This is a genomic window from Frankia nepalensis (assembly GCF_016786325.1).
Taxonomy (GTDB): Bacteria; Actinomycetota; Actinomycetes; order Frankiales; family Frankiaceae; genus Pseudofrankia; species Pseudofrankia nepalensis.
The window spans coordinates 1-2,388 of the sequence record NZ_JADWYU010000323.1 but is presented as its reverse complement, the minus strand read 5'-3'; the positions used below and the strand labels follow the sequence as shown (position 1 = coordinate 2,388).

The following is a 2,388-nucleotide window of genomic DNA, read 5'->3' as shown; positions in this document are numbered from 1 at the left end:
GGAGGAGGACGGCGCGCGGAGGTCACGTCCGGAGCGAAGCGGAGGACGGGGCCGGAGCGCGCCGCCCGGACGGAGCGAACCAGGAAACAGAGCGAACCAGGAAACTCAGAGCAGGTTGACGTCGCGGGCCGCGCCGGTGGAGGCCGAGGTGGCCATCGCGGCGTAGGCGCGCAGCGCGGCGGAGACTGTCCGTTCGCGGTTGGCCGGGCGGTAGCCGTGGCCGGCCTCGATCTCGGCCCGCCGGGCGGCTAGTTCCTCGGCGGGGACCATCAGCTCGAGCCGGCGGGCCGGGATGTCGATCTCGATCCGGTCGCCGTCGCGGACGAGCGCGATCGTGCCGCCGTGCGCGGCCTCCGGCGAGACGTGCCCGATCGACAGCCCGGAGCTGCCGCCGGAGAACCGCCCGTCGGTGATCAGTGCGCACTTCGGCCCGAGGCCGCGGCCCTTCAGGAACGCCGTCGGGTACAGCATCTCCTGCATGCCCGGCCCGCCGCGTGGGCCCTCGTAGCGGACGACGATGACGTCGCCCGGCTTCACCCGGCCGCCGAGGATCGCCTCGACGGCCTCGTCCTGGCTTTCGACGACGACCGCCGGCCCGGCGAACGCCCACTGGTCCTCGGGCACGCCGGCGGTCTTCACCACCGCGCCGTCGGTGGCCAGGTTGCCGAACAGGACGGCGAGGCCGCCCTCCGCCGAGTAGGCGTGTTCGGCGGAGCGGATGCAGCCGTTCTCCGCGTCCGTGTCGAGCGTGTCCCAGCGGTTCGTCGAGCCGAACGGCTCGGTGGTGCGCACCCCGCCGGGGGCGGCGTGGAAGAGCTCGACGGCGTCCGGCGAGGGGTGCTCGCCGCGGATGTCCCAGCGGTCGAGGAACTCGCGCAGGCTGGCCGAGTGCACGCTGTGCACGTTCGGGTCGAGCAGCCCGGCCCGGTCGAGCTCGCCGAGGATCGCCGGGATCCCGCCGGCCCGGTGCACGTCCTCCATGTAGTACTTCGTCGAGCTTGGCGCGACCTTGGACAGGCACGGCACGCGTCGGGAGATCTCGTCGATGTCGGCCAGGGTGACGTCGACGCCCGCCTCGACGGCGGCGGCGAGCAGGTGCAGCACCGTGTTCGTCGACCCGCCCATCGCGACGTCCACGGCGAACGCGTTCCGGAACGCGGCGGCGCTCGCGATCGAGCGCGGCAGCACCCCCTCGTCGTCCTTCTCGTAGTAGCGGCGCGCCAGGTCGACGACGAGCCGGCCGGCCTCGACGAACAGCTCCCTGCGGGCGGCGGCGGTGGCGAGCGTCGAACCGTTGCCGGGCAGCGACAGGCCGATGGCCTCCGTCAGGCAGTTCATCGAGTTGGCGGTGAACATGCCCGAGCACGAACCGCAGGTCGGGCAGGCGGAGCGCTCGATGATGCCGAGGTCGGTGTCGCTGACGTTCGGGTTGACCGCCGCCGTCATCGCGTCGATGAGGTCGAGCCGGGAGTGGACCGTGCCGTTCTGGACGACGGCGTTCCCGGACTCCATCGCGCCGCCGGAGACGAAGACGGTCGGGATGTTCAGCCGCAGCGCGGCGAGCAGCATGCCCGGGGTGATCTTGTCGCAGTTGGAGATGCAGACCAGCGCGTCCGCGCAGTGCGCGTTCACCATGTACTCGACGCTGTCGGCGATGAGCTCCCGCGACGGCAGGGAGTAGAGCATCCCGCCGTGTCCCATCGCGATCCCGTCGTCGACGGCGATCGTGTTGAACTCACGGCCGACACCGCCCGCCGCCGCGACGGCGTCCGCGACCAGCTTGCCCAGGTCCCTCAGGTGCACGTGGCCCGGGACGAACTGGGTGAAGCTGTTCGCGATCGCCACGATCGGCTTGCCGAAGTCGTCCTCGGTCATGCCGGTGGCCCGCCACAGGGCGCGGGCGCCGGCCATGTTCCGGCCGTGGGTGGTCGTACGGGAGCGCAGAGCGGGCATCTTCGTGACCTCAGGACCTTCGACGGCGATACGTGCGCCCGCTGCGGCGGGCGGAGCGCGGCGGGCGCGGGGTCGCGCGGACGAACGCGTACCTGCCCGGGTGGTGCCACTGGGTTCGCCAGTCTGGGCCGCCGGCACGCGCGGGCGCGTGCACCAGGTACGGCGCCGCGTCGCTCCCTCAGCGTATCCGTTGCGGGCCGGCGGCCGGCCGCGCCGCCGGCGCCGATCGTGCCGCGAACGCCGGCGCCGGCCCGCGCCACGGCCGCCTTCGCGCCCAGCCGGCGCGAACGGCCAGGACCGTCGACACCCGTTCGCTGACGAAGAGGACCGCCGGCGCGGGACCTCGCGCCGGCGGGAGTGGTCAGACATCCCATGTTCTTGGATGTCAAGCGGCGATCTGTTCGGTGACGTACTGTGGCCAGGCGGTCGCCTCGC

The 2,388-nt window shown here is 72.9% G+C and carries 1 protein-coding gene; it reads right to left on the bottom strand.

The window, feature by feature from the left end; genetic code table 11:
• Window positions 1-105: 105 nt before the first annotated feature.
• Complete coding sequence (gene ilvD, locus I6A81_RS40945; protein ID WP_203008307.1) at window positions 106-1,953, bottom strand: dihydroxy-acid dehydratase; 1,848 nt, start codon at window positions 1,951-1,953, stop codon at window positions 106-108.
• Window positions 1,954-2,388 lie beyond the last annotated feature (435 nt).

Bases quoted from the DNA above. Each gene is read 5' to 3' on its own strand.
- ilvD (WP_203008307.1), bottom strand. From the start codon at position 1,953: ATGCCCGCTCTGCGCTCCCGTACGACCACCCACGGCCGGAACATGGCC.